Here is a 25993-nt window from a genome sequence, read left to right as displayed (position 1 = left end):
CGGCCAGCGGCTCAGCCCAGGCCGGCGAGGACGGTGTCGTAGCGCTTCCGCTGGTCTGCCTTGGTGGTGGTGCCCAGGTAGTTGAGCACCACGGTCCCCTTGCGGTACGCGTCGGTGCCCCACATGTCGGCCCGGTTCGTCGCGTTCGCCTCGTCGGGGAAGACGTACACCGAGACGGCGTCGGTGACGAGCAGTTCGGCGCAGCCCAGCCCCGCGCCGTCCGGCCCGCAGTCGACCGAGCGGTCGCGGACACCGGAGACCGGCAGCTTCGCGGCCCGGAAGGCGTCCACCACCTGCCGGGCACTGGGCGCGCCGGCCGAGCGGGTCGGCATGACGAACGGCGGGGTGCTGGATCTGCCCCGCTCGCTGGGCACGACCGGCGGCGGCGGGGTCATCCGTCCGGCCCGGGGCGGACCGCTGGGGGTCGCCCCGGCGCTCGGCGTCGCCGACGGCGCCGGCGGGGTGCCCTCCGCCGGGGTGGCCCACACGGGTGCGCTCGGCGAGGCGGCGCTGTCGGGTCGGTCGTCGGTGTCGTCCCCGCAGCCGGCGAGGGCGGTGGCGAGCACGAGCAGCGCGGCGACGGTCAGGGTACGGGGTGCGGAGGTCACCCCTCGTAGTCTGCCGAACGGTCCCCGGCTGTGCGAGGGCCGGTCGACCGACACCCGTCCACCAACCGTCTCCGGCGGGGGATCTATGGTGGAGCCATGGGGTTCGGGTGGGTGTCGTTGACCACGGACTACGGGCTCTCCGACGGGTTCGTCGCGGCCTGCCACGGCGTGCTCGCCCGCCTGGCGCCACAGGTGCGCGTGATCGACGTGACCCACCTGGTGCCGCCGACCGACGTCCGGCACGGGGCGGCCGTGCTCGCCCAGACCGTGCCGTACCTCCCACCGGCCGTGCACGTCGCGGTGGTCGACCCCGGGGTCGGCACCAGTCGGCGCGGCATCGCCGTCGAGGCTCCCGGCGGCCTGCTGGTCGGGCCGGACAACGGACTTCTGGTGCCGGCCGCCGAGGCGCTGGGCGGCGTCCGCGCGGCGGTCGAGCTGACCAACCCGGAGTGGCTGGCCCCGGAGGTGTCCCGCACCTTCCACGGCCGGGACGTCTTCGCCCCGGTCGCCGCCCGGCTGGCCGACGGGGCGTCCCTGGCCTTGGCGGGCCCCCCGATCGACCCGGCCGACCTGGTCCGGCTGCCGGAGCCGACGCTGGAGGTGACCCCGACGGGCTTCACCGCCGAGGTGCTCACCGTCGACCACTTCGGCAACGTCCAGCTCGCGGCGCCTCCGTCGGTGCTGGCCGGCCGACCGGCGACGCTGCGGGTGGCCGGACGCGAGGCGGTGCACGGACGGACCTTCGGCGACGCGCCCCCGGGCCAGCTGGTGATCTACGTCGACTCGGCCGGCCGGGTCGCGGTGGCGGTGAACGGGGGTCGGGCGGCGGACCGCCTGGGGGTGCGGCCGGGCGATCCGGTGCCGGTCCGGCATCCGGACTGAGCCGGTCCCCGCCTGTGCCCGTACCTCCCACTGTGGAATGCTCGGAGGGTGGGCGAGCAGTGGGTTCCAGCGACCTGTCCCTGCTGCGGGTTCCGGACCGGTGGCGGCACCTGTCCGGTCTGCTTCTGGACAGACGACGGTCAGGGCGACGCGGACGCCGAGGTGGTCCGGGGCGGCCCCAACGGCGACCTGAGCCTCTCCCACGCCCGGCTCAACTTCGCCATCTACGGTGCCAGCCATCCGCGCTACCAGGAGATGGTCCGCCCACCCCGCCCGGACGAGCACCCCTGATCGCCGGCCGGTCACCCCGGGCCCGCTGACCGAGCCCGGCCGGCGGCCTCGGTCCCCGTGCCGGGGCGGTCACGGCGAGGCAGGATGGACGGGTGCCCGAGGGTGACACCGTGTGGAACACCGCCCGCGTGCTGGACCGCGCGCTGGCGGGCCACCGGCTGACCGGGTCCGACTTCCGGGTGCCGCAGCTCGCCACCACCGACCTCACCGGGGCGACGGTGCTCGGCTGCGTCAGCCGGGGCAAGCACCTGCTGCTCCGGTTGACGTCTCCGGGTTCCTCCGCCGGCGACCGGGACGCGGCCTGGACGCTGCACTCGCACCTGCGGATGGACGGGGCCTGGCGGGCGTACGCGCCGGGCGAACGGTGGACCGGCCGGCCGGCGCACCTGATCCGCGTGGTGCTGCGCACGGCCGACGCGGTGGCCGTCGGCTACCACCTGCACGAGGTCGCCCTGGTGCCCACCGCCGATGAGGACGCCCTCGTCGGTCACCTCGGCCCGGACCTGCTCGGCCCGGACTGGGACGCGGCCGAGGCGGTCCGGCGACTCGCACGCCAGCCCGACCGGCCGATCGGAGAGGCTCTGCTCGACCAACGCAACCTGGCGGGTCTGGGAACCGTCTACACGGCCGAGGTGCTCTATCTGACCGGGATCAATCCGCTGACCACCGTGCGCCGGGTCGAAGACACGAGCAGACCGGTTCGCCTCGCCCGACGACTCCTGTGGGCCAACCGGGGCCGATCCGCTCGGGCGACGACCGGTGACACGCGCAGGGGTCACAACCTCTGGGTCTACGGACGGCAGGGGCAGCCGTGCCGTCGATGCGGGACGGTGATCATGCAGGGCCAGCATGGCTGGGGGCCGATGGCACGACTGGCCCACTGGTGCCCCGCCTGCCAGCCGGAACGCCCTCCGGCGGCACCGCCAGATTGACACGATTGGGTAATTCCCTCCCCGGGGCACCTGTCGCATGCTGCGATTACGCGTTCACCCACCGTCAGCGCGGCGCCACGGGTACGACCCTCGGCCACACCGGGGTGGCGGTCGTCGTACCCCCGTCCCCGGGGGACACCATGGCCATCTTCCGCAGACTCCGCCCCACCCGGACGGCGCCCGGGACGGTCCCGACGGCCCGGAACGCCACCGTCCCACCCGTGCCCGGCCCGCCGGCCGACCGGGCCGGCGTCGAGGCGGTGTCGGACACCGCCACCGGCCCGCCGGCCGCCCTGGACCCGGAGGCCGTTCCGCGCTGCTTCGGCCCGGCGCCGAACGTCGCCACCAGCCCCCGTCCCCGGTTCGACGGCACCGGCCGGGTGATTCCCGGCACCGGGCTGCGCAAGTTCGTCGACGCGCTGCCCGGGACGGGCCCCGGGCAGGCCAACGCGCTGGGCGGCTACCTGCCGGTGGCGGTGCCCGACACGATCAGCTACCCGGGCTGCGACTACTACGAGATCGGTCTCCAGGAGTACGTCCAACGCCTGCACCGGGACCTGCCGCCCACCCGGCTGCGCGGGTACTGCCAGCTCAACCTCGGCACCGACCGGCACGGGCACAACACCGTCGCCCCGCCCGCGCGGGCGTACCACCTGGGGCCGATGGTCGTGGCGCGCCGCGACCGGCCGGTCCGGATCAAGTTCATCAACCAACTGCCCACCGGGCGGGCCGGTGAGCTGTTCCTGCCGGTCGACACGACCCTGCCCGGGGCCGGGACCGGCCCGTTGGACGGGCCGGCACCATACCCGCAGAACCGGGCGGTGCTCTGCCTCCAGGGAGCCCGGACCGCCTGGATCAGCGCCGGCAACCCCACCCAGTGGATCACCCCGGCCGGGGAGATAACCCCGTACCCGACCGGTCCCGGGCTGACCCCCGTGCCGGACATGCCACCCCCCGGCGCGGGAGCCACCACGCTGTACTACCCGAACGACCAGAGCGGCCGGCTGATGTGGTTCCGCGACAACACCCTCGGCCTGTCCCGGCTCACCACCCACTCCGGCCAGATCGCCCCGTACCTGCTCGTCGACCCGGCCGAGGAGCGGCTGGTCACCGATGGTGTCCTCCCCGCCGACCAGGTTCCGCTGGTGATCGCCGACCGGACCTTCGTCCCGGACGACGCGCAGCTCGCCGCCGAGGACCCGACCTGGGACCGGGACCGCTGGGGTGCCTGCGGCAGCCTCTGGTACCCGCACGTCTACCAGCCCCGGCAGAACCCGTTCCGGCCCGACGGGCGGAACCCGACCGGCCGGTGGGACTACGGCCCGTGGTGCCGGCATCCGGAGGGCGCCGCCGTGCGGCACGGTCCGACGCCGAACCCGTACCACGACCCGGTGGCCGCGCCCGACCAGCCGCCGCTGACACCGGGCGTGCCGCACCCGTCGGCGGTGCCCCAGGTCTACGGGGACACCCCGCTGGTCAACGGCGTCGCCTACCCGTACCTGACGGTCGAGCCCCGGGCCTACCGGTTCCGGATCCTCAACGCCTGCCCGGACCGGAGCCTGAACCTCCAGCTCTACCGGGCCCGCTCGGATGAGCCGATGTGGCACGTCGACGGCAGCCTGGCCGACGCCGGGGCGGGCGAGGTGCCCATGGTCGAGGCGGTCCGCGGCCCCGGTCACCCGGCGCACTGGCCGACCGACGGGCGGGACGGGGGCGTCCCGGACCCCCGGGCGGCCGGCCCGGAGATCGTCCGGATCGGCAACGAGTGCGGCCTGCTGCCCGCCCCGGTGGTGCTCGCCAACCGTCCGGTCGGCTACCGGTACGACCGACTCGATCCGGGCGTGCTCAACGTCGACGGGCACACCCTGCTGCTCACCCCCGGCGAGCGGGCCGACGTGGTGGTCGACTTCGCCGCCGTGCCCCCGGGCAGCACGTTGATCCTCTACAACGACTGCCCGGCCCCGCTCCCCGGCGGCGACCCCCGGTACGACCACCACGCCGGCTCACCCGGAGCGGTGCCCGGATACGGCCCGGACACCCGTACCCTGCTCCAGGTCCGGGTGACCGGCACCCCGGCCGGACGGTACGACCTGGACCGGCTGCGGGACCGGCTGCCCGCCGCGTACGCCGCCAGCCAGCCGCCGCCGGTCGTGCCGCAGCCGGCGTACGACCGGGCCTTCGGCACCCGGACCGAGCGGGAGACGACCGTCCCGGTGCACGCCACCTCGGTCAGCTTCACCCCGGTCGGCGCCACCGACCCGGTCACCCTGCCGGTGGCCGACCGGGCCGTCCGGCGGGTCTTCGAGCCGGACCACGGCCGGCTCACCGGCCGGCTCGCCGCCCCGCTCCCCCGCCCCGGTGGCGGCGTCGGGAATCCCCCCGCCCGCTCCGGCCCACCCGACGGCGACCCGGTGACCCGGGATCCGGCCGACCCGCCCACCGAGATCCTGTACGCCACCGACCCGGCCGTGCCGGTCGGGTCAACCGCCGACGGCACCCAACTCTGGCGGATCCGGGGCGAAAGCCAACTGACCCAGCCGTTGCACCTCGGCGGCGGCGACGTGCAACTGGTCAACCGGGTCGCCCGGGACGGCACGGTCCGGCCCCCGGCGCCCGACGAACGGGGCTGGAAGGAGACCGTCCGGGTCGACCCGCACGAGGACGTGGTGGTGGCGGTACGACCCGTCCCGCCCGGTCTGCCGTTCACCGTCGGCGACTGTCACCGCCCTCTCGACCCGACCGGCGACGACGCCCGCCCGGCCGACCTGGGCTGGGAGTACCGCTGGCACAGCCAGCTCGCCGCCCACCGGGACCAGGGCATGGACCGTCCGCTGGTGGTGCGGGTCTCCCCCCGGGCGCCCACCGGGCTGACCGCCACCCCGGTCCCGGGCTCGGCCATCGCGCTGCCCGCGATCGCGCTGGCCTGGACCGGCAACGGCGACCGCCCACCGGCCACCCGGCACCGGCTGGAACGGGCCACCGACGCCACCTTCGCCGGGCCGGTCACCGTACTGGCCGTGGCCGCCACCGCGACCCGGTACGTCGATGCCACCGTCACCCCGGGCGTGACCTACCACTACCGGATCCGGACGGAGAACGCGGTGGCCTGTTCCGCCTGGTCGAACGGGGTCCTCGCGGCGGTCCGGCTCGCCGCGCCGGATGGACTGAGCGCGCTGGTCGCCGCCGCCGCGCCGCTGCGGATCGCGGTGCGCTGGACCAACCGGTCCTTCGCCACCGGCGTCGACGTGCAGCGGGCCACCAACCCGACCTTCACCAGCGGCCCCGGCACCACGGCGGTCGGGGTCACCGACAAGTACCTGGATCCGACGGTCGCCCCGGAGACCACCTACTACTACCGGGTCCGCACCACCTACCTGGGCACCGCCTCACCCTGGTCCACCGTCCGCGTGGTGACCACCCCGCCGGTGCCGAGGACGCCGACCACGGTGATCGCCACGGCCTGCGTGACCGTCCCGGAGAGCGCCACGGTGATCCTCCGTTGGACCTCCGGCACCGCCACCGGGGCGGGCTGCGGGTTCGTCGTCGAGCGCGCCGCCGACCCAACCTTCTCCCGGGAGCTGACCACCTTCACCGTCTCCGGACGCGGCTTCACCAACACCGGCCTGGGACGCGGGGTCACCTACTGGTACCGGGTGCGGGCGTTCAACGTCGTCGGCAGCTCGGCGTTCACCGGCCCGGTGCCGGTGACCACCCCGGGCCGATCCGGCAGCGTGGGGGCGGGCTAGTGGCTCGGGGCGCGCTGCGGTTCGCCGACCGCGCGCAGTTCCGCCAGCGCGGAGGCCACCCCGTGCAGCAGGTCGGTCGCCTCGGTCAGCCGGGACGCGGCCGGATCGCCGGCACCGGGGCGGGCGTCCTCGGCGACGTAGCCGGCCGCCGCGACGACGAGCCGCTCGTACGCGGCCACCCCGTCGGTCAGCTGCCCGACCAGGACCCGGTGGGTCTCGGCCAGCGACTCGCGGGCCGGTGACGGGGCGAGCCGCACCGTCCGTTCCACGCTCGCCACCCGCTCGGCCAGGTCCCGCAGGGAACGGTCCGCCGCCGCCGCTTCGAGCACCGCCGGGTCGGCCAGCCCGGTGAGCCGGCCGGCCATCCCGGCGAGGGTCAACGCGGCCCGGTCCAGCCGGGCCCACGGCTCGGCTGCGGCCGTCCCCCGCAGCGCCATCCGGGACCGGGCCCGACGCACCTCGGCGAGCACGTTCGGACCGGCCGGGAGGCGTTCCACGGCGGCGACCAGCCGGGCCCGGGAGCGGGCGGCGGCCTCGGCCGGGTCGAGCGGGGCCGGAGCCGGCCGCGCCGCGTGGGCCCGCAGGTCGATCCAACGCCAGGCGGCCAGCATCAGGGCGCTGCCCGCCGCGCCGGCCCAGGCCGCGTCGGGCAGACCGATCCCGGCGTACGGGGTGAGAACCGCCGCCGCGCCGCCGAGCCCGCCGGCCATGACGCTCCACCGTCGGGCGGACCGGCGCAACCGGTGCAGCCGACGGAAGTACCGTGCTCGCTCGTCTGCCACGCCTGCCTCCTCGACCCGGCCGCTCAGCTGGCGGCGGTGGTGTCCCCGGTGCCCCGGTCGCGGCCCATGCTGGCCCGGATCTCGTCCAGCCGGGCCGCCGCGGCGGGGTCGGCGGCCGGTGCCGCCTGCTCGACGCCGGGCCGCTGCTGCCGGCCGGCCAACTGCTCGCCGGACATGCTGGCCCGGATCTGCTCCAGCCGGGACGACCCGGCCGTGTCGAGCGCGGACTTCTGGATCTCCAGCATCCGGCCCTCGACCGAATTCCCGGCCAGTTCGGCGCGGCCCATCGCGTTGGCGTACCGCCGCTCGATCCGGTCGCGCACCTCGTCCAGGCTGGGCGTGTTGGCGGGCGCGGTGAGGGCGGACATCGACTCCAGCGAGCGGGCCACGCTCTCCTGCATCTTGGCCTGTTCGAGCTGGCTGAGCAGCTTGGTGCGCTCGGCCAGCTTCTGCTGGAGGATCATCGAGTTGTTCTCCACCGCGCGCCGGGCCTGGGCCGCCGCGCCGATGGCCTGGTCGTGCAGGGTCTTCAGGTCCTCGGCGGCCTGCTCCGCCGAGACGAGCTGGGTGGCGAGGGTCTGCGCGGACTGCTCGTACTTCGTCGCCTCGGTCTCGTCGCCCTTGCCCCGCGCCTGGTCGGCCAGGACGAGGGCCTGACGGGCCATCCCCTGGAGGCGCTCGACCTCGGACATCTGCCGGGAGAGCTTCATCTCCAGCTGACGCTGGTTACCGATCACCGCCGCGGCCTGCTGCACCAGCGCCTGGTGCTGGCGCTGCGCCTCCTCGATGGCCTGTTGGATCTGCACCTTCGGATCGGCGTGCTCGTCGATCCGGGCGCCGAAGAGCGCCATGAGGTACTTCCAACCCTTGACGAACGGGTTCGCCATCTCCGCGGTATCCCCTCAGTCGCGTCGCTGCGCCCGGTGACGTGTGCCGGACGGACCGCCCGGCACGCCGGCGGCGTATCCATCGTCGCAGCCGGGCGCCAGTGGCGACGGCCTTGGCGCGGACCGGACGACCTGCTGATCAACCCTACGCGGCCGACGCCAGGTCGACCACGCGGCGATCGGGCCGGTCAGGCGGCGCAGACCACGTCCCGTTCGGCCGGGCGGACCCGGGTGGTACGCAGGGTGGCCTTCAGCGGCGAGTCCTGCCGGACGGCCACCGAGACCGGGCCGTCGGCGGTGACCTGTCGGACGCCCTGCGGAGCGACCTTGCGGACCGTCGGGCGACCCACCGGCTCGGCCGACTCGTCGGCCACCGGCACCAGCACGCCCGGCATCTGTTCGGCCAGCGCCACCGTGTCGCTGACCTCGCGGAGGACCTCGGAGAGGCGGGCACCGAGCGCGTCGCAGATCGCGGCCAGCAGCTCGCTGGAGGGCTCCTTCTGGCCGCGTTCGATCTCGGAGAGGTAGCCCAGGCTGACGTTCGCGGCCGAGGAGACCTCGCGCAGGGTGCGGTGCTGACCCTGCCGGCGTGCCCGCAGTGCGTCACCGATCACCCGGCGTAGCAGGACCATCGCACCTCCTTGACAGGACCTCTGCCCGGCGACCGGATCACGCCGGGCGCCGTCAGCCGTCCCGACACCGAAACCGTACCGTCGGAGCCTTCCCGCAACCGTACCCGCTGCGGGCCCCTGCGACATACCACCCCGCCCGGACTCCTGTCCCGCGACGGTCAGCACGGGGCGCTGGCAGCGGCCTCCCCGGCGGCCACGATGCGCTCGGTGAGCAGCCGCAACGCCTCGTCGACGGCGGTCGACCGGATCCGGTCGCGGCCACCGTCGAGGTCGAGCTCACGGACCGCCGTCCCGTTCGGCCCCGCGACCGCGACGAAGACCAGCCCCACCGGCTTGCCGTCCTGCGGCTCCGGGCCGGCCACCCCGGTGGTCGCCAGCCCCCAGTCGGCGGCGCAGCGCTGCCGCCCGCCCTCGGCGAGCGCGACCGCCACGTCCGGATCGACCGGTCCGCGGTCGGCGAGCAGACCCTCGGGTACGCCCGCGAGGTGGGCCTTCAGCTCCGTCGCGTACACCACCAGCCCGCCCCGGAAGATCCCGCTCACCCCGGCGATCTCGACGATCGAGGCGGCCAGCGACCCACCGGTCAGCGACTCCACCGTGGCGAGGGTCTCCCCCCGTTCGGAGAGCCGGTGCACGACCCCGGCCGCCGGGTTCGTCACCGGCCGGCCGTTCGCGCCGTGTCGCGTCGTGTCATCGTTGTGCACCACCATGCCCGCACTCCTTCCCCCGGCGTGCCCGGCTGAACCGGCGAGGGCGACGGTTCACCGCGCGGTACGCAGCCGCAACGCGCGGGCGACGTAGTCGAAACCGGTGAGCACCGTCACGGCCACCGCGGCGGCCATGATCCACGGGGCGGCTCCGGCCGCGTCGCCCGGCATCGGCCACAGGTACCACACGATGGCGAGGATCTGCAGCGCGGTCTTGGCCTTGCCGCCCCGGCTGGCGGCGATGACCCCGTGCCGGATCACCCAGAACCGGATCAGGGTCACCCCCAGCTCCCGGGTGAGGATCACCACGGTCACCCACCAGGGGAGCACCGCGTACCAGGAGAGCAGCAGCAGGGCGGCCCCGGTGAGCGCCTTGTCGGCGATCGGGTCGGCGACCTTGCCGACCGACGTGACCAGGGCGAACCGGCGGGCGATCCAGCCGTCCACGAAGTCGGTCAGCGAGGCGAGGGCGAAGACCAGGCAGGCCGCCACGCGCCAGTCGGCGTGGGTCATCTCCGAGACGACCACCAGCGCCATGAAGACCGGCACCAGCAGCAGCCGCAGCGCGGTCAGCGCGTTGGCGGCGTTCAGCACCGGCACCGGGGCCACCACGGCCGGCGGGGTCGAGTCGGCCGTCCCGGTCACGTGGACGCCCCGAACCGGCGTTCCCGGCACCACAACACCACGTGGCTCCCCCGCTCCGTCAGGGCCCGCCGTCACCGTGCCGCGCCGGGCGCCGCCGAGATCATCTCATCCGGCACCGCGATCAGGTCCACCCCTTCGGTGCCGGTGACCGTCGCCCGGACCAGATCGCCCGGACGCAGCGCGGCCAGGTCGACCCCGCCGTCGGACGGGGCGACCAACATGGTGGAACCGTCCACCTCGGGGGCCTGGTGGGCGGCCCGCCCCTCGACCGCGCCACCGTCGACCGAGTCGACCAGCACCTCGACGGTCGAGCCGAGCCGGTCCTCGGCGCGCTGGGAGCAGAGTTCGTCGGCTAGCGCGCTGATCTTGTCGTACCGGCGCTTGACGGTGGCGGCGGAGACCTTGCCGGGCAGGTCGGCGGCCTCGGTGCCGTCCTCGTCGCTGTAGTCGAACACGCCGATCGCGTCGAGCCGGGCGGCGGTGAGGAAACGCACCAGCTCGTCCACGTCGCCCCGGGTCTCGCCGGGGAACCCGACGATGAAGTTGCTCCGGGCACCCGCCTCCGGGGCCAACTCGCGGGCGCTGGCGAGCAGCTCGAGGAAGCGGTCGGTGGAGCCGAACCGGCGCATCCGGCGCAGCACCGGCTCGCTGGAGTGCTGGAAGGACAGGTCGAAGTACGGAGCCACGCCGGGAGTGGTGGCGATCGCCTCGACCAGGCCGGGGCGGGTCTCGGCGGGCTGGAGGTAGCTCGCCCGGACCCGGACGATGCCGTCGATCGCGGCGAGTTGGGGCAACAGCTTCTCCAGGGCCCGGGGGTCGCCCAGATCCTTGCCGTAGGACGTGGAGTTCTCGCTGACCAGCACCAGCTCACGGACGCCGGTCTTGGCCAGCCACTCCGCCTCGGCGAGCAGCTCGTCCGGGGTACGCGAGACGAAGGCGCCCCGGAAGGCGGGGATCGCGCAGAACGCGCAGCGGCGGTCACAGCCGCTGGCCAGCTTCAGCGAGGCCACCGGGCCGGTGTCGAGCCGGCGGCGGAGCACCTGCCGCAGGTGCGCCGGGGTGTGCGCGTCGGTCTCCGGGGCCTCGGTGCGGACCGGCGTGCCGTGCCCGGGCAGCGACACCGCGCTGTCCCGCCGGGCCACCGGCGTGAGCGGCAGCAGCTCGCGCCGGTCGCGCGGGGTGTGCGCGTCGACGGCCTCACCGTTGACCACCGAGGTCAGTCGGGCGGAGATGTCCGGGTAGTCGTCGAAGCTCAGCACCGCCTGCGCCTCGGGCAGGCTGCTGGCCAGCTCCCGCCCGTACCGCTCGGCCATACAGCCGGCCGCGACCACCTTGGCGCCGGTGTCGGCGGCGGCCAGCAGGGTCTGGATCGAGTCCTGCTTGGCCTTCTCCACGAAGCCACAGGTGTTGACCACCACCACGTCGGCCCCTTCGCCGTCGGTGGTCACCTGCCAGCCGTCGGCGTGCAGGCGGGCGGCCAACTCCTCCGAGTCGACCTCGTTGCGGGCACAGCCCAGGGTCAGCAGGGCGACCCGGCGACCGTCAGCGGAAGGGGAGGTGGCAGACACCACCCGAGGGTACCGGGCGGGACGGGGTCACCCGTCGACACCCGGTGCCGCGACGGGCCCGGCACGCCGCCGCCCCGCCCGCCCGGACGCGCTTCCGGCTGCCGGTCACGCCACCACCGTGGCGGCGAGCCGGACGAGCCGGTCGAGGAGGAACACCTCGGTACCGCTCAGGCCGACCGAGCAGAAGACGGTGACGTCGTCCCGGCCGACCCGTCCGGCCGCCGCGCCGGCCAGCACCGCGCCCAGTTCGACCAGCCGCCCGGCATGCGGCGGTCGGGCGGCGAGCATCGGCGGCTCGTACGCGCCGGCCTGGGCGGTCGAGTCCGTGACCAGCACGTCGGCGACGTCCAGCAGGTCGGTGCCGAACTCGGCGCGCCCGTGCTGCTTGAACCCGACGGCGTTCACGTGGGTGCCCGGGGCGAGGTCCCGGGCGTCGAGCACCGGGGTCGGGCTGGTGGTGGCGAGCACCACGACGTCGCGGTCGCGCACCGCCTCGGCGGCGGTGGACACCGGGCGGGCCGGCACACCCAGTTCGGCCCGGACCCGGGCGGCGAACCGCGCCCGGTCGGCCGGGGTGCGGCAGTACACGGTCACCTCCCCCAGTGGGCGGACCGCAGCGGCGGCCCAGACCTGGGTCCACGCCTGCCCGCCCGCTCCGATCACGCCGAGGGTGGACGCGTCCGGCCGGGCCAGCGCGTCCACCGCGACCCCGCCCAGTCCCCCGGTCCGCCGGGAACCCAGTTCCGCCCCGACGGCGACCGCCCGGACCGCGCCGGTCCGTCCGTCGTGGAGGACGACGAGCTGCTCCGCCTCGGGGTGGCCGAAGGTGTCGTAGGAGCGGAAGCCGTACCACTCGCCGGTGAGGTGGCCGGCGGTGAGCACCATCCGGCCCCCGCCCAGCGGGGCGGACGCGCGGGGTGGCGCCACCAGTCGTCCCTCGTACGCGGCCAGCAGGGCGGCCCGCATGGCGTCGACCGTGCCGGGCGCGTCGAGGACGGCGGCCACCTCCCGGTCGGTGAAGAGCAGCGTCATACGTCAATCCTCGACCATGAAGGCAGCTTCAGGTCAACCCGTGACATCGATCATCCGTCCCCGGGCCGGCCCCGCCGGACGGTGCTACGGTCAAGGCCGACACCCCGACCCTGGTGTCCCGGACGAGTGGTGGGCGTACCCGGTAACGCGAAGACGCCCCCGGACAGTGGTGGTCCTCAACTCGTCCGGGCCGGTCCCGGGCGCCGGTGACAGGGGTGACGTCATGGCTTGGCTCGCACTGGTGGTGTCCGGACTTCTGGAGACGGCGTGGGCGATCGCCCTCGACCGCAGCGCCGGCTTCAGCCGCCCTCTCCCCACCGTGGTCTTCGCGGTCACGCTGGTGCTGAGCATGGCCGGGCTCGCGTACGCGCTGCGGGAGATCCCGGTCGGCACCGGGTACGCGGTCTGGGTGGGCATCGGCGCGGTGGGCACCGCGACCGTCGGCATCCTGGCCCTCGGCGAGTCGTCCAGCCTTCCCCGGCTGTTGTCCCTGTTGCTGGTGGTGGCGGGCGTGGTGGGACTCAAGGTCTTCCACTAGGCCGTTGCGGGGCTCCCGGCGGTGCGTCCGGTCGGGGAGCCGACGGCCACGCGTAGCGGACGGGTCAGGTGGGTAGAGACGGGTCGACAACGGAAGGTTTCGTACCCGGAGGACGACATGGCGAACATGCACACCAACGCCCGCCCGCGCAGCAACGCCGCCCGGATCTGCACGATCCTGGCCTTCGTCTTCGCCGTGCTCGCCGTCTTCCTCTCCCCACTGCTGTTCGGGGTGGCGGGCCTGGTGCTCGGCATCGTCGGCGCGGTGCTCGGCGACAAGCCGCTCGGCTGGTACGCCGCCATCGCGAGCGTGGTCGGCGCGGTCGTCGGCGCCCTGCTCGTCGCCGCCCTGCTCAACTGAGCACCCCGCGCCACCCGGACGTACCCACGGGCCCGCCGGTCTCCGGCGGGCCCTCGCGTGATGCGGCGGAGCGGAGCGGGACGGTCAGCTGCCGGCGGTCTGGAGGGCGGCGAGGGCCTCCTCCAGTTCGTCCGGCTTGACCAGCACGTCGCGGGCCTTGGAACCCTCGGACGGGCCGACGATGCCCCGGGTCTCCATCAGGTCCATCAGCCGGCCCGCCTTGGCGAACCCGACCCGCAGCTTGCGCTGGAGCATCGAGGTGGACCCGAACTGCGAGGTGACCACCAGTTCGATCGCCTGCACCAGCAGGTCGAGGTCGTCGCCGATCTCCTCGTCGACCTTCTTCTTGCTGTCCTGCGCCGGGGCGAGCACGTCCGGGCGGAACTCCGGCTCGCGCTGGTCCTTGCAGAACTTGACGACGTCGGCGATCTCCTGTTCGGTGACCCAGGCGCCCTGGATCCGGATCGGCTTCGACGCGCCCATCGGCAGGAAGAGACCGTCGCCCCGACCGAGCAGTTTCTCCGCTCCCGGCTGGTCGAGGATGACCCGCGAGTCCGCCAGCGACGAGGTGGCGAACGCCAACCGGGACGGCACGTTCGCCTTGATCAGACCGGTCACCACGTCGACCGAGGGGCGCTGGGTGGCCAGCACCAGGTGAATGCCGGCGGCCCGGGCGAGCTGGGTGATCCGGACGACCGAGTCCTCCACGTCACGTGGCGCCACCATCATCAGGTCGGCCAGCTCATCGACGATCACCAGCAGGTACGGGTACGGCTTCATCTCCCGCTCGCTGCCCGGCGGCGCCTTGATCTCGCCGTTGCGCACCTTGCGGTTGAAGTCGTCGATGTGCCGAACCCCGTTGGCGGCGAGGTCGTCGTAGCGCATGTCCATCTCGCGGACCACCCACTCCAGCGAGTCGGCGGCCTTCTTCGCGTTGGTCACGATCGGCGTGACCAGGTGCGGGATGCCCTCGTAGGTGGTCATCTCGACCCGCTTCGGGTCGATCAGCAGCAGGCGGACCTCGTCGGGGGTGGCCCGGGTGAGGATCGACACGAGCAGGGTGTTGAGACAGCTCGACTTGCCGGCACCGGTTGCCCCGGCCACGAGGATGTGCGGCATCTTCGCCAGGTTGGCCACCACGTAGCCGCCCTCGATGTCCTTGCCGAGGGCGACCAGCATCGGGTGGTGGTCGCTGGTGGCCGCCCGGGAGCGCAGCACGTCGCCGAGGGCCACGTTCTCCGGGTCGGTGTTCGGGATCTCCACGCCGACCGCGCTCTTGCCCGGGATCGGGCTGAGGATCCGCACGTCCGGGGACTTCACCGCGTAGGCGATGTTCCGGGAGAGCTGGGTGATCCGTTCGACCTTGACGCCGGGGCCCAGCTCGACCTCGTACCGGGTGACCGTCGGCCCCCGGGTGAAGCCGGTGACCTCGGCGTCCACCCCGAACTGGTCGAACACCCCGGTCAGGGCCGCGATCACCTCGTCGTTGGCCTTGCTCCGGGTCTTCGGAGCGGCCCCGGTGTTGAGCAGGTTGGCCGGGGGCAGGGTGTAGTCGCCCGCCATCCCGGTGAGCGCGAGCTGTTCGGCCCGGGTGGGCGGCGTCGAGTGCTCCGGGGGCTCGGACCTGCGCCGGGCGGCGGGCACCCGGGCCGGCGGCTTGCGCGGCAGCACCAGGGTCTCCTGGAGGTCCACGTCGTCGGCGTAGGCGTCGTCGATCTCGACCGGGTCGACCGGCTCCGGCGGCGGGGCGGCCTTGCGGGCCGGACGGCGGCGGGCGGGCTTCTCGACCACCTCCACCACCTCGACCTCCTCCCCGGCCGGGGCCGGCGGCACGCCGAGCACCCCACCGGTGAGCAGGCCGAGCCGCTCGGGGACCTTGTTGATCGGGGTCGCGGTGACCACCAGCAGGCCGAAGACCAGCAGCAGGATGAGCAGCGGTACGGCCACCCAGGCGGTGACCGCCCGTTCCAGCAGCCCGCCCACGCCCATGCCGACCAGGCCACCGGCGTAGTCACGCTCGGCCTGGCGGGCCGGGTTCTGCCCGATGTGCAGCATCGCGGCGGTGGCGACGATCATGGATCCCCAGCCGACCAGACCGCGCCCCCGGTGCGCCGGGTCGGCGGGTTCCCGCATCATCCGCCAGGCGCCGATGGACAGCAGCACGGGCACGACGACGGAGATCGCGCCGAGGAAGAGTCGGACGCTGTCCGCCAGCCGGGCCCCGACCGGTCCCGCCCCGGAGAACCAGATCGCCACCGCGCTGAGGATCGCGAGTCCGAACAGGAGCAGGCCGGCGCCGTCGCGCCGGTGCTCCGGGCCCACCTCGCGGGCGGTGGCGGCCTGCCGTCCGGCGGCCCGGACCGTCCACCCGACACCGTGCGCCAGCCCCATCCAGGCGCTGGTGATCGCACGTCCCAGGTAGGCGGCCGGCGCGGGACGGGCCGCCGGACGGCGGCTCCGGGCGGGCGCGCGGGTCTTCTTGGCCGGCTGGCGGGCACGGCTGTTCGTGGTACCGCGCGGCGACGCGCCGCGTCGCCGGCTCGCCTGAGAGGTACGGCCCGCCATAGAGTCACGGTAACGGCGCGACCCGAGGATTCGCCGCTTTTACCGTCGTGTCCGTGCGTCGCAGCGCACTTTCGGCACTCAGTCGTGATATTCGCCTCAGGAACTTCAGGGAGGGTGCCGGGATGGTGCCGCCGGAGCTCGAGGACGGCCCGCTGGGCGGACACCCGCACACCCTGCGACCGCTGACCGGGGAGCTGGTGGCGGCGGTGCTGGCCACCCGGGGGTACGCCTGCCGCCCGGACGCCGACGGCAACCTCGTCGGCCGGTGGGGGACGAGCCTGGTCTGGTTCCGCCGGCTCGGCACGGCCGGTGAGGTGCTCCAGGTGCGGACGGCCACCGCGCCGCTGTTCGGAATCGAGCACGTGCCGGCGCTGCGCGCCTTCTGCAACGACTGGAACCACGGACGGTACTGGCCGAAGGCGTTCGTCGAGGTCGACGACGACGGGCGGGCCCGGGTCTGCGGCGAGGTCATCACCGACCTGGAACGGGGGGTCACCCCGCACCAGCTCGACCAGCTCCTCGACCGGGGCATCTCCGCCGGCTGCCGACTGGCCGCCGCCGTGGCCGAACTGGGCGACGGGGCCCGGGCGTGAGCGGCGACGCCTGGCGCGAGGCGCTCGACGCGGCCCGGGACCTGCCCGACGGGGAGGCGAAGATCGCCGAGTTGGAACGGCTCGCCGCCCACGCCGACGCCGCCGGGGACGTCCGCCTCGGCGTCGACGCCCGGCTCTCGCTCGTCGAGACGCACCGGTACCGGGGGGAGCGGTGGCGGTTGGTCGAGCCGCTGCGCCGGTGTCTCGTCGCCCTGGACCGGCATCCCACCCTCTTCGACGCCGAGGACGTCGCGGCGCTGCTGCGCGGCCAGCACGCCGCCGTGGAGGCGCTGCCCGGCAGCCCCCGGGTGGGGCTGGACCAAGCCCGCGTCCTGCTGGACGACCTCGACCGCCGGCTGGCCGGGGCGGAGCCCGGCACGGTGGCCGAGCTGCGCTGCCGGCTCGCCGACCACCTGGGGGACGAACCGGCCGCCCGGGCGTGGTTCGCCCGGTGGCGGGTCGTCGGCCCTGATCACCGCTGCGCCGCCTGCGTGGCGGTACGCCAGGCTGAGCTGCTCACCGGCTGGGGTGAGTGGGCCGAGGCGGTACGGGTGCTGGAACCGGTGGCCGCCGATCCCGGCGACTGCACCGACCAGCCGGAGGCCGCCCTGGCCGCCCTGCTGGTGCCGTACCTGCGGTTGGGGCGGTACGACGACGCGGCGCGGGCGCACGTGCGGGCGTACCGCCGGCACCGGCGGGAGTGGACGGCCTTCGGCCACCTCCCCGCGCACCTGCTGTTCTGTGCGCTCGGCGGACACCCGGCGCGCGGACTGGAGATCCTCGTCGAGCAGCTGCCCCGGCTGGCCCGACCGACGGACGAGCGCTCCGCGATGGAGTTCGCCGCCGCCGGGGCCCTGCTCTGTCGGTTGGCCGGTGAGTCCGGTCTGACCAGGGTGTCCGACCCGACCGGGCAGCCGGACGGGGCGGAGCCGGACGCCGCCGGGACGCACCGGTCCACCCGGCCGGCGGGACACCCCGGACCGGCGCGGCGGGGACACGAGTCGTGGCCGGTCGACGCGCTCGGGCTGGGTCACGCGACCCGGCTGGCCGAGGTGTTCGGGCTGATCCGTTCGGGCGGGACCGGCGGCGGGCGGGACGTCATGGCGCTCGGCGCGGAACTGCTCGCCACCGCCACCGACCTCGCAGGACGTTTCGACGCCCGCAACGGCACCGGCCACCAGTCCGGCCGGGTCGCGGCCCGGCTGGCCGAACGGCCCCGCACCGGCGTCCCGGCCCCGCTCCCCGCCGGGCCGGCACCCGACGACGCCGAGGCCGGGCCGGTCGACGCGGAGCCGGACGGGCCCGGGTCACCCGGAGAGCTGGTGCCGCTGACCGTGGCCATGGTCGTCGCCGCGCTGGAGCGCCGGGGCGACCGCTGCGCCGTCGACCCGGCGGACACCGTGGTGGGGCGCTGGGGCGAGGCGATGATCCGGTTCGAGCGGGTCGGGTCGGGGGGTGGGATCCTGCACGCCCGGGTGGTCGTCACCCGTCGGCTGTCGGCCGGACGGCGCGCCGAGGCGTACGAGTTCGTCAACGCCTGGAACCGGGACCGGCTGCAGCCCAAGGCGTACGTGCACGAGGTGGAGAACGAACTGGTCCTGGCGGGGGACCTCACCACCGACCTGGCGCACGGGGTCGCTCCGGTGCAGGTGGAGGTGCTGGTCGACGCGGCGGTCACCACCGGCGTCGCGTACGCCGAGGCGGTGGCCGCCCTGCCCTGACCGGGGTGCCGTACCCGGAGCTGGACACGCTGGTCGCCCAGGGCTGAGCAGGGTGCACGGGCGGTCCGGCGGTCCGCCGGACCGCCCGTGCCGGTCAGACCTCGACCACGGTCGGGACGATCATCGGTCGCCGCCGGTACGCGTCGTTGACCCACCGGCCGACCGTCCGCCGGACGATCTGCTGGAGCTGGTGCGGGTCGGTGATCCCGTCGGTGGCGGCCCGGTTGAGCACCTCGGTGACCAGCGGCACGACGGCGTTGAACGCCGCCGGGTCCTCCGAGAAGCCCTTGGCGGAGACGGTCGGCCCGCCGACCACTTTGCCGGTGACCGAGTCGACCACCACGGTGCAGGCGATGAAGCCGCCGTCACCGAGGATCCGCCGCTCGGTCAGCAGCGACTCGCCGACGTCCCCGACGGCCAGCCCGTCGACGTAGACGTAGCGGCTGGTCACGTGCCCGACCAGACTGGCCCGGCCGTCGACCAGGTCGACCACGTCGCCGTCCTCGCAGAGCACCACCCGGTCCGGGTCGACGCCGGACTCGATGCCCAGTCGGGCGTGCGCCCGCAGGTGCCGCCACTCGCCGTGCACCGGCATCAGGTTGCTGGGCCGGACCACGTTGAGCAGGTAGAGCAGCTCACCGGCGGGAGCGTGGCCGGAGACGTGCACCTTGGCGACGTCCTTGTGCACCACGACCGCACCGGCCCGGGCCAGGCGGTTGATCACCCGGTACACCGAGGTCTCGTTGCCGGGGACCAGCGAGCTGGCCAGGACCACGGTGTCCCCCGGGGCGATGGTGATGTGCCGGTGGTCGCCGCTGGCCATCCGCCCGAGCGCGCTCATCGGTTCGCCCTGCGAGCCGGTGGACATCAGCACGATCCGCTCCGGCGGCAGGGTGGTCGCCTCGTCCAGGCCGACCACCAGACCCGCCGGGATGTTGAGCAGGCCCAGGTCGCGGGCGATGCCCATGTTGCGGACCATCGAGCGGCCGATCAGGGCGACCTTGCGGTCGTGCTCGGCAGCCGAGTCGAGCACCTGCTGCACCCGGTGCACGTGCGAGGCGAACGAGGCCACGATGATCCGGCCCTTCGCCTTGGCGAAGATCGAGTCGAGGACCGGGCCGATCTCCCGCTCCGGCGTGACGAAACCGGGGATCTCCGCGTTGGTGGAGTCGGAGAGGAGCAGGTCCACCCCCTCCGCGCCGAGCCGGGCGAAACCGGCCAGGTCGGTGATCCGTCCGTCCAACGGGAGCTGGTCCATCTTGAAGTCCCCGGTGTGCAGGACCAGTCCCGCCGGAGTGCGGATGGCCACCGCGAGCGCGTCCGGGATGGAGTGGTTCACCGCGAAGAACTCGCACTCGAAGGGGCCGAGCCGTTCCCGGCCGCCCTCCCGCACGGTCAGGGTGTACGGCTCGATCCGCCGCTCGGCGAGCTTCGCCTCGACCAGGCTGAGGGTGAACTGCGAGCCGACCAGCGGGATGTCCTGCTTGTGCGCGAGCAGGTACGGCACCGCGCCGATGTGGTCCTCATGCCCGTGGGTGAGCACGATCGCCTGGACGTCGTCGAGCCGGTCCAGGATGGGGGCGAAATCGGGGAGGATCAGGTCGACGCCGGGTTGCTCCACGTCGGGGAAGAGCACACCGCAGTCGACGACGAGCAGCTTGCCGTCGTACTCGAAGACGGTCATGTTCCGTCCGATGGCACCGAGCCCGCCGAGCGGAGTGATCCGCAGACCACCCTCCGGAAGCGGCGGGGGAAGGTCCGCCTCGATGTGCGCCTCGGTCACGCGGCCACCTCATTCTGCGGGGCCGGCACCCGGCGCCCGCCGTGTCGTGTTGTCATCAGGGTAGGTCCAGGCCCGCTGCCGTGCAGTCGGCGCGGAGCTGGGCGATCTCGTCGGCGGTCGCGTCCACCAGCGGCGACCGGACCGGGCCGGCCGGCAGCCCCAGCACCCCCAGGCCCGCCTTCACCAGGATCGTGCCCTGGGTACGGAAGATGCCGGTGAACAGCGGCAGCAGCCGCCGGTGCAGGGCCAGCGCGGCGGCGGTGTCGCCCGCGTCGTACCGCTCGATCATCTGCTTGGCCAGCGCACCCGTGAAGTGGGTGGAGGTGCCGACCAGGCCGACCCCGCCGATGGCCAGGGCCGGCAGGGTGAGCGAGTCCTCGCCGCTGTAGACCGCCAGGTCACAGCGGCTGGTCACCCAGCTCGTGGCGGTCAGGTCGCCCTTGGCATCCTTGACGGCCACGATCCGGCCGTGCTCGGCGAGCCGCACCAGGGTGTCGGTGGCGATGGCCACCCCGGCCCGATGCGGGATGTCGTAGAGCATCACCGGCAGGCCGGTGGCGTCCGCGACCGCGGTGAAGTGGCGCAGCAGTCCGGCCTGCGGCGGCTTGCTGTAATACGGGGTCACCACGAGCAGCCCGTTTGCCCCGGCCTTCTCCGCCGCGGCGGCCAGCTCGATGGTGTGCCGGGTGTCGTTCGTACCGACCCCGGCAACCACCTGGGCCCGGTCCCCGACCGCCTCGACCACGGCCCGGATCAGGCGTTCCTTCTCCGCGTCCGTGGTGGTCGGCGACTCGCCGGTGGTGCCGTTGACCACCAGCGCGTCGTTGCCCTCGGCGTCGACCAGGTGGGTCGCCAGCCGGGCGGCACCGTCGAGGTCGAGCGAGCCGTCGGCGGTGAACGGGGTCACCATGGCGGTGAGCAGTCGCCCGAAGGGGCGCGACGGCGCCCGCTCGGAGGCGGCAGGGTGGTCGTGGTTCATGCTGACAACCTAGCAACCGACCCGGACGCCCCCGGCGGGGAAGGGCTCAGCGGCGCCCGGACGGACGCCGCCGGCCCGGCACCGCCCGGCGCACCGGCTCAGGAACGCTCGGCGTACGGGCTCGTCGCGACCTCGGTGCCGTCGGGCAGGGTCGAGATGACGAAGTCGTCGAAGACGCTCGGCGCGACCCGCTGGAGCTGCCGCAGGCACTCCACGGCCAGCTCGCGGATCTCCACGTCGGCGTGCTCGGTGGCCCGCATCGCGACGAAGTGCCGCCACGCCCGGTAGTTGCCGGTCACCACGATCCGGGTCTCGGTGGCGTTCGGCAGCACCGCGCGGGCCGCCTGCCGCGCCTGCTTACGGCGCAGGGTCGGGTTGGGCTCGTCGACGAAACGCCGTTCGAGGCCCTCCAGCAACTCGGTGTACGCCCGCACGCTCGCCTCGGCCGCCTCCACGAAGCGCTTGTGCAGCTCCGGGTCCTCGGCGATCACCCGGGGCTCGACCATCGCCGCGTCCCGCTCCGGCACGTACCGCTGGGAGAGCTGGGAGTACGAGAAGTGGCGGTGCCGGATCAGCTCGTGGGTGAACGAGCGGGAGACGCCGGTGAAGTAGAAGCTGACCGAGCCGTGCTCCAGCACCGACAGGTGGCCGACCTCGAGGATGTGCGCCAGGTAGCCGGCGTTGGTGGCGGTGGCCGGGTTCGGCTTGCTCCAGCTCTGGTAGCAGGCCCGACCGGCGAACTCGGCGAGCGCCTGGCCGCCGTCGGCATCGGTCGACCACGGCACGTCGTCGGGCGCCTCGAAGTGGGTCCACGCGACGAGCTTGACTCCAGGTTGCACCATCTCCGGCATTCCTCGGACTGTAGCGGCCCCATCCGGACCCGCTGACGCCGACCCACCGGCCGTCACCTGCGGATTCACCGCCGCCACCGCCCGCTGCGCCCCGCGCGTGTCCCACGTCTCGCCGGGTCACCCCGGCGGCAGAGGTTGCCGTCGCACCCGCTGTCGAGCTGCCCGCGCAGACGGGGCACCACGGGGGCGCCCGCGTTCGGAGTTGCTCAGACGTAGAGCGAGGTGAAGGGGGCCCAGGGCAGGTTCCGGGCCACCGAGAAGACCAGCCAGGCCACCAGGAAGCCACCGATCATCTTCGGGCTGATCCGCAGCTCCGGCAGTCGCCAGCCGAACGCCTGCTTCGTCCCCCAGGCGAGGAAGAGGTAGGCCAGGAAGGGCAGCGCGAAGACGAACAGGAAGTGGTGCCGGGCGGCGGCCGGCAGGTCGGCGTGGAGCACGTACCAGAGGGCCCGGGTGCCGCCGCAGCCCGGACAGTCCAGTCCGGTGGTGAGCTTCAGCAGGCAGGTGGGCAGCGCGTCGGGCGCGGACCGGGTCGGGTCGCTGATCATGGCGTACGCCACGCCGAGGCCGACGCAGCCGAGGGCGGCCAGCGGCACCGCCCAACGGGGCGCGCGCTCGTAGAGGCGGACCACGAAGCGGGTGAACCGGTCCGGTTCGGCGACCTGGACCGCGCCCGCCGGCCAGTTCGGATGCGGGTGCCCGTGTGGTCCGGGCGGGTGCGGGTGCGGGTGCCCGTGTGGTCCGGGCGGCGGGGCAGCCGGTGGGATCGGCGGGGCCGGCTGGGCGGCCGGTCCGTCAACGCTGGTCACGTGCTCACGGTACACCGGCCGTGCCGGCCAGCGCGGCGGCGAGCGGCCCGGCCAGGTCCCCGGCGGCTGGCGGGGCGACCGCGTCGAGCCCCAGCCAGCCGGCCAGCCGGTACAGCTCGGCGGCCAGGGCGAGCGCGGTCTCACCGGGATCGACGCCGGGTTCCGCCCAGGCCGCCGGCACCAGCAGCACCCTCGCCTTCCGGTCGGCCTTCAGGTCGACCCGGGCGGTGAACCGGTCCCCCTGCAGGAACGGCAGCACGTAGTAGCCGTACACCCGCTTCGGTGCGGGCACGTAGATCTCGATGCGGTAGCTGAAGCCGAACAGCCGCTCGGCGCGAGCCCGCTCCCAGACCACCGGGTCGAAGGGACTGACCAGGGTGTTCGCCCGGATCCACCGGGGCAGTCGGGCCTGGGAGTGCAGGTACGCCGGCTGCCGCCAGCCCGGCACGGTGACCCGGGTCAGCTCCCCCGCCTCGACCAGTTCGGCGACCGCCTGCCGGGTGCCGGCCGCCGGCAGGCGGAAGTAGTCGCGCAGCTCCGGCTCGGCGGCCACGCCCAGGCAACGGGCCGCGACCGCGACCAGGGTGCGGTACGCGTCCGCGTCGTCGGGGGTGGGCGCGTCGAGCACCTCGGCGGGGAGCACCCGCTCCGGCAGGTCGTACCGGCGGGCGAAGGCGGTCGTCCGGTCGGCGGCGGTGACCTCGCCGGCCCAGAAGAGGTATTCCAGGGCCTGCTTCACCACCGACCAGTTCCACCCCCAGTTGCCGGTCTCCCGGGGCGCGTCGTGCTCGATCTCGGCGGCGGTGACCGGCCCCCGGGCGGCGACCTCGGCACGGACCCAGGCGACCAGTTCGGGCTGCTCCCGGACGATCCGCCGCATGCCGCCCCAGGCCTTCTCCCGGGCGAGGGCCATCCGCCAGCGCAGCGCCGGGTGCAGGGTCACCGGCACCAGCGACGCCTCGTGGCCCCAGTACTCGAAGAGATCCCGGGGCGGGCGGTAGGCGGCCCGGTCGAGCAGCTCGGTCGGGTACGGCCCGAGCCGGCTGTAGAGGGGCAGGTAGTGCGCCCGTTGCAGCACGTTGACCGAGTCCATCTGGATCAGCCCGACCCGGTCGAGCACCCGGCGCAGGTGCCGTCGGGTGGGCACGCCGGCGGGCGGCGGGTCGGCGAAGCCCTGGGCGGCCAGAGCCACCCGCCGGGCCTGGGCGAGCGAGAGCGATTCCGGAGCGGCCATCGCCGGGCACCCTAACCGAGCGGTACGACACGACACCGGCGGCACGACACGGGGTAAAGCGCTGGACCCCGGGGGCCGTGGCGGCATAGAACGGTCAGATGCTCACCATCCGCCGGGAGGAACCCGACGACGCCGAGGTGGTCGCCCGGGTGCACGTACGGGGCTGGCAGGCCGGCTACGCCGGGATCATGCCGGCGGAGGTGCTCGACCGGCTCAACGTCGCCGCCTGGGCCCAGCGGCGGCGGGACATGGCCACCGCCGACCCGGAGAACCCGTTCACCACCCTCCTCGCCGAGTCCGGCGGGCGGGTGACCGGATTCGCCACCTTCGGTCCGTACCGCGTCAACCAGAGCCGGGCGGAGCTGGACCTGACCTGCGGCGAGGTGGTCGGGCTCTACGTCGAGCCGACGTGCTGGGGCGACGGGACGGCGGTCTCGCTGCTGGCGGCGGCGCGGGCCGGACTCGCCGACCGGGGGTGGACGACGTACCGGGTATGGGTGCTCGCCGACAACGCACGGGCCCGCCGGTTCTACGCGCGGGCCGGGCTGTCACCGGACGGCGAGGAGTCGACTTATCCGGTTCCGCTGTCCGGTGGACGCGCCCCGATCGCCCTCGCCGAGCTGCGGTACGCCGGCCGTGTCGACGGCGACTGAGCCCACCGCCGGGTTCGCCGCAGGCCGACGGATCGGCAGGGCCACCAGGAGCGCGAGGCTGACCCAGACGTAGAAGTTGCTGAACACGAAGCCGTCCACGCCGCCGAAGCCGCGCTCCCACTGCCAGACCAGCCGGCTGATCAGCACGAGATACGCGACGGCGGCGAAGGCGAGCAGGCCGCGTCGACGGCGACCGCCCGCCGGGGCGGCCATCGCGTTGTCGACCAGCAGGATCAGCGCCGGGATCAGCCAGACCAGGTGGTGCACCCACGTCACCGGGCTGACCAGGCACATCACCACGCCGGTCAGGGCGAACCCGGTGGCCTCGTCGCCGACCGACACCGCCGCGCGGCAACGGCGCGCCCAGACCAGCAGGGTGACCGCGACCAGCAGCAACCAGAGCGGGGTGCTCGGGTGCCCCGGGTCGAGCCGGGCCACCACGCCCTGCAACGACTGGTTGGAGATGAACGCCAACTCGCCGACCCGGTCGGTGTTCCAGAACGCCTGGGTCCAGTACTCGCGGGAGGCGTCCGGAAAGAGCGCGGCGGCCAGCAGGGTGGCCCCGCCGGCCACGGCCGTGGCGGTGGCCGCGGCCCGCCAGCGCCCGGTGACCAGCAGGTAGACCAGGTAGATGCCGGGGGTCAGCTTGATCGCGGTGGCCAGGCCGATGCCCACCCCGAGCCAGCGGCTGCCGCGCGGGGCGAGCCAGAGCAGGTCCACCGCGACCAGGAAGAGCAGCAGCATGTTGACCTGACCGAAGTTGACCGTCTCCCGCATCGGCTCGAAGGCGGCCGCCAGGCAGAGCGCCACGGCCAGGGTGAACCAGCGGGTCCAGCCGGCCCGCACCGCGACCGGGTCGAGCAGCCACCAGATCACCACGGTGCTGGCCAGCACGCTCATCGTCACGCTGACCAGGATCGCCCCGTGCCAGGACAGGTACGCCATCGGCAGCATGACCAGGGCGGCGAACGGCGGGTAGGTGAAGCCGTACATGGTGCGGGGCCTGAGGTAGTCGTAGACCTCCCCGCCGTCGTGCACCCAGTGGGTCAGCGCCCCGTAGTAGACCTGCAGGTCGAAGAAGCCGTGCCGAACGGCGGCCACGGAGAGGAACCACGTCACCGCCGCGGCGAGCACGACGACGATGCCGACCTGCCCGACCGTCCGTCTGGCCCCCTGGGGCACCGTCGCCTCCCTC

24 protein-coding genes and 1 riboswitch are annotated in these 25993 nt (G+C 74.2%); of the genes, 9 read left to right on the top strand and 15 right to left on the bottom strand.

The features are described from left to right. Positions 1–11: 11 nt before the first annotated feature. On the bottom strand, positions 12–608 hold the full coding sequence (locus ACIBJE_RS00945) for a hypothetical protein (RefSeq protein ID WP_396741404.1): 597 nt from the start codon (positions 606–608) through the stop codon (positions 12–14). A 96-nt stretch (positions 609–704) separates the two neighbouring features. On the opposite strand from ACIBJE_RS00945, the gene ACIBJE_RS00940 reads away from it, so the two are divergent. The 4 genes from ACIBJE_RS00940 to ACIBJE_RS00925 all read left to right on the top strand — a co-directional run bounded on the left by ACIBJE_RS00940 (position 705) and on the right by ACIBJE_RS00925 (position 6459). Then, positions 705–1490 carry an S-adenosyl-l-methionine hydroxide adenosyltransferase family protein gene (locus ACIBJE_RS00940; RefSeq protein WP_396741402.1) on the top strand — a complete coding sequence of 262 codons (786 nt, stop codon included), beginning with the start codon at positions 705–707 and terminating at the stop codon, positions 1488–1490. A gap of 48 nt (positions 1491–1538) precedes the next feature. Beyond that, on the top strand, positions 1539–1781 hold the full coding sequence (locus tag ACIBJE_RS00935; RefSeq protein WP_088980115.1) for a CPCC family cysteine-rich protein: 243 nt from the start codon (positions 1539–1541) through the stop codon (positions 1779–1781). 92 nt (positions 1782–1873) lie between these two features. After that, positions 1874–2713, top strand: coding sequence for a DNA-formamidopyrimidine glycosylase family protein (locus ACIBJE_RS00930; RefSeq protein ID WP_396741400.1), 840 nt, complete (start codon positions 1874–1876; stop codon positions 2711–2713). A gap of 140 nt (positions 2714–2853) precedes the next feature. After that, a complete protein-coding gene (locus ACIBJE_RS00925; RefSeq protein ID WP_396741398.1) occupies positions 2854–6459 on the top strand; it encodes a multicopper oxidase domain-containing protein in 3606 nt (1201 codons plus the stop codon). Here the strand turns inward: ACIBJE_RS00925 and ACIBJE_RS00920 are convergent. The 7 genes from ACIBJE_RS00920 to ACIBJE_RS00890 all read right to left on the bottom strand — a co-directional run bounded on the left by ACIBJE_RS00920 (position 6456) and on the right by ACIBJE_RS00890 (position 12712). Continuing rightward, positions 6456–7241, bottom strand: a complete 786-nt coding sequence (locus tag ACIBJE_RS00920; protein WP_396741396.1) for a hypothetical protein — start codon at positions 7239–7241, stop codon at positions 6456–6458. The genes ACIBJE_RS00925 and ACIBJE_RS00920 overlap by 4 nt on opposite strands. A 23-nt stretch (positions 7242–7264) precedes the next feature. Further along, positions 7265–8128, bottom strand: a complete 864-nt coding sequence (locus tag ACIBJE_RS00915; protein ID WP_396741394.1) for a PspA/IM30 family protein — start codon at positions 8126–8128, stop codon at positions 7265–7267. 188 nt (positions 8129–8316) lie between these two features. Next, the gene (locus ACIBJE_RS00910) at positions 8317–8760 is read right to left on the bottom strand and encodes a helix-turn-helix domain-containing protein (RefSeq protein WP_396741392.1); all 444 of its coding nucleotides are present in this window, start codon (positions 8758–8760) and stop codon (positions 8317–8319) included. A 158-nt stretch (positions 8761–8918) separates the two neighbouring features. Then, positions 8919–9470 carry a CinA family protein gene (locus tag ACIBJE_RS00905; RefSeq protein ID WP_396741390.1) on the bottom strand — a complete coding sequence of 184 codons (552 nt, stop codon included), beginning with the start codon at positions 9468–9470 and terminating at the stop codon, positions 8919–8921. A gap of 51 nt (positions 9471–9521) precedes the next feature. Continuing rightward, entirely contained in the window at positions 9522–10112 is a 591-nt protein-coding gene (gene pgsA, locus ACIBJE_RS00900; RefSeq protein WP_396741388.1) for a CDP-diacylglycerol--glycerol-3-phosphate 3-phosphatidyltransferase, read from the bottom strand. Positions 10113–10183: 71 nt separating this feature from the next. After that, positions 10184–11683 (bottom strand): 30S ribosomal protein S12 methylthiotransferase RimO, encoded by a 1500-nt coding sequence (rimO, locus tag ACIBJE_RS00895; RefSeq protein WP_396741386.1) that lies wholly within the window; start codon positions 11681–11683, stop codon positions 10184–10186. A 102-nt stretch (positions 11684–11785) separates the two neighbouring features. Then, the gene (locus ACIBJE_RS00890; RefSeq protein WP_396741384.1) at positions 11786–12712 is read right to left on the bottom strand and encodes an ornithine cyclodeaminase family protein; all 927 of its coding nucleotides are present in this window, start codon (positions 12710–12712) and stop codon (positions 11786–11788) included. A 95-nt stretch (positions 12713–12807) separates the two neighbouring features. Beyond that, a riboswitch (guanidine-III (ykkC-III) riboswitch) is annotated at positions 12808–12875 on the top strand. A 60-nt stretch (positions 12876–12935) separates the two neighbouring features. Between ACIBJE_RS00890 and ACIBJE_RS00885 the strand changes: the two genes are divergently transcribed. Together ACIBJE_RS00885 and ACIBJE_RS00880 are read left to right on the top strand one after the other, a co-directional pair. Further along, the gene (locus tag ACIBJE_RS00885; RefSeq protein WP_396741382.1) at positions 12936–13250 is read left to right on the top strand and encodes a DMT family transporter; all 315 of its coding nucleotides are present in this window, start codon (positions 12936–12938) and stop codon (positions 13248–13250) included. Between the two features lie 117 nt (positions 13251–13367). Then, positions 13368–13610 carry a hypothetical protein gene (locus ACIBJE_RS00880; protein ID WP_396741380.1) on the top strand — a complete coding sequence of 81 codons (243 nt, stop codon included), beginning with the start codon at positions 13368–13370 and terminating at the stop codon, positions 13608–13610. Positions 13611–13694: 84 nt separating this feature from the next. Here the strand turns inward: ACIBJE_RS00880 and ACIBJE_RS00875 are convergent, their stop codons facing one another. Then, on the bottom strand, positions 13695–16175 hold the full coding sequence (locus ACIBJE_RS00875) for a DNA translocase FtsK (protein ID WP_396741378.1): 2481 nt from the start codon (positions 16173–16175) through the stop codon (positions 13695–13697). 122 nt (positions 16176–16297) lie between these two features. Between ACIBJE_RS00875 and ACIBJE_RS00870 the strand changes: the two genes are divergently transcribed. Both ACIBJE_RS00870 and ACIBJE_RS00865 read left to right on the top strand, forming a co-directional pair. Further along, a complete protein-coding gene (locus tag ACIBJE_RS00870; protein ID WP_396741376.1) occupies positions 16298–16768 on the top strand; it encodes a YbjN domain-containing protein in 471 nt (156 codons plus the stop codon). Then, complete coding sequence (locus tag ACIBJE_RS00865) at positions 16765–18489, top strand: YbjN domain-containing protein (RefSeq protein WP_396741374.1); 1725 nt, start codon at positions 16765–16767, stop codon at positions 18487–18489. The genes ACIBJE_RS00870 and ACIBJE_RS00865 overlap by 4 nt, the downstream gene beginning before the upstream one ends. Before the next feature lie 94 nt (positions 18490–18583). Here the strand turns inward: ACIBJE_RS00865 and ACIBJE_RS00860 are convergent, their stop codons facing one another. From ACIBJE_RS00860 to ACIBJE_RS00840, 5 genes are all read right to left on the bottom strand, one after another. Beyond that, complete coding sequence (locus ACIBJE_RS00860) at positions 18584–20272, bottom strand: ribonuclease J (protein WP_396741372.1); 1689 nt, start codon at positions 20270–20272, stop codon at positions 18584–18586. 55 nt (positions 20273–20327) lie between these two features. After that, entirely contained in the window at positions 20328–21251 is a 924-nt protein-coding gene (gene dapA, locus ACIBJE_RS00855; protein ID WP_396741370.1) for a 4-hydroxy-tetrahydrodipicolinate synthase, read from the bottom strand. A gap of 98 nt (positions 21252–21349) precedes the next feature. Next, entirely contained in the window at positions 21350–22093 is a 744-nt protein-coding gene (thyX, locus tag ACIBJE_RS00850) for an FAD-dependent thymidylate synthase (protein WP_396741368.1), read from the bottom strand. Positions 22094–22308: 215 nt separating this feature from the next. After that, entirely contained in the window at positions 22309–22911 is a 603-nt protein-coding gene (locus ACIBJE_RS00845; RefSeq protein WP_396741366.1) for a DUF2752 domain-containing protein, read from the bottom strand. Positions 22912–22915: 4 nt separating this feature from the next. Continuing rightward, positions 22916–24145, bottom strand: a complete 1230-nt coding sequence (locus ACIBJE_RS00840) for a winged helix-turn-helix domain-containing protein (protein ID WP_396741364.1) — start codon at positions 24143–24145, stop codon at positions 22916–22918. Between the two features lie 98 nt (positions 24146–24243). On the opposite strand from ACIBJE_RS00840, the gene ACIBJE_RS00835 reads away from it, so the two are divergent. Further along, the gene (locus ACIBJE_RS00835) at positions 24244–24798 is read left to right on the top strand and encodes a GNAT family N-acetyltransferase (RefSeq protein ID WP_396741362.1); all 555 of its coding nucleotides are present in this window, start codon (positions 24244–24246) and stop codon (positions 24796–24798) included. On the opposite strand, the gene ACIBJE_RS00830 is transcribed toward ACIBJE_RS00835, so the two are convergent. After that, positions 24694–25980: a glycosyltransferase 87 family protein gene (locus ACIBJE_RS00830; protein WP_396741360.1), complete on the bottom strand. Its 1287-nt coding sequence runs from the start codon at positions 25978–25980 to the stop codon at positions 24694–24696. The genes ACIBJE_RS00835 and ACIBJE_RS00830 overlap by 105 nt on opposite strands. Between the last annotated feature and the right edge of the window lie 13 nt (positions 25981–25993).

This window comes from Micromonospora sp. NPDC050187 (genome assembly GCF_044459745.1).
GTDB lineage: Bacteria > Actinomycetota > Actinomycetes > Mycobacteriales > Micromonosporaceae > Micromonospora.
The sequence above is the reverse complement of the archived record's forward strand: the minus strand, read 5'-3'. Positions and strand labels throughout refer to the sequence as shown.

What these genes read in the sequence shown, in the direction of transcription:
- ACIBJE_RS00940 (WP_396741402.1), top strand. Translation starts at nt 705, where the DNA reads ATGGGGTTCGGGTGGGTGTCGTTGACCACGGACTACGGGCTCTCCGAC.
- ACIBJE_RS00925 (WP_396741398.1), top strand. Translation starts at nt 2,854, where the DNA reads ATGGCCATCTTCCGCAGACTCCGCCCCACCCGGACGGCGCCCGGGACG.
- ACIBJE_RS00915 (WP_396741394.1), bottom strand. Translation starts at nt 8,128, where the DNA reads ATGGCGAACCCGTTCGTCAAGGGTTGGAAGTACCTCATGGCGCTCTTC.
- ACIBJE_RS00910 (WP_396741392.1), bottom strand. Translation starts at nt 8,760, where the DNA reads ATGGTCCTGCTACGCCGGGTGATCGGTGACGCACTGCGGGCACGCCGG.
- ACIBJE_RS00905 (WP_396741390.1), bottom strand. Translation starts at nt 9,470, where the DNA reads ATGGTGGTGCACAACGATGACACGACGCGACACGGCGCGAACGGCCGG.
- ACIBJE_RS00890 (WP_396741384.1), bottom strand. Translation starts at nt 12,712, where the DNA reads ATGACGCTGCTCTTCACCGACCGGGAGGTGGCCGCCGTCCTCGACGCG.
- ACIBJE_RS00885 (WP_396741382.1), top strand. Translation starts at nt 12,936, where the DNA reads ATGGCTTGGCTCGCACTGGTGGTGTCCGGACTTCTGGAGACGGCGTGG.
- ACIBJE_RS00880 (WP_396741380.1), top strand. Translation starts at nt 13,368, where the DNA reads ATGGCGAACATGCACACCAACGCCCGCCCGCGCAGCAACGCCGCCCGG.
- ACIBJE_RS00875 (WP_396741378.1), bottom strand. Translation starts at nt 16,175, where the DNA reads ATGGCGGGCCGTACCTCTCAGGCGAGCCGGCGACGCGGCGCGTCGCCG.
- ACIBJE_RS00870 (WP_396741376.1), top strand. Translation starts at nt 16,298, where the DNA reads ATGGTGCCGCCGGAGCTCGAGGACGGCCCGCTGGGCGGACACCCGCAC.
- dapA (WP_396741370.1), bottom strand. Translation starts at nt 21,251, where the DNA reads ATGAACCACGACCACCCTGCCGCCTCCGAGCGGGCGCCGTCGCGCCCC.
- thyX (WP_396741368.1), bottom strand. Translation starts at nt 22,093, where the DNA reads ATGGTGCAACCTGGAGTCAAGCTCGTCGCGTGGACCCACTTCGAGGCG.
- ACIBJE_RS00840 (WP_396741364.1), bottom strand. Translation starts at nt 24,145, where the DNA reads ATGGCCGCTCCGGAATCGCTCTCGCTCGCCCAGGCCCGGCGGGTGGCT.
- ACIBJE_RS00835 (WP_396741362.1), top strand. Translation starts at nt 24,244, where the DNA reads ATGCTCACCATCCGCCGGGAGGAACCCGACGACGCCGAGGTGGTCGCC.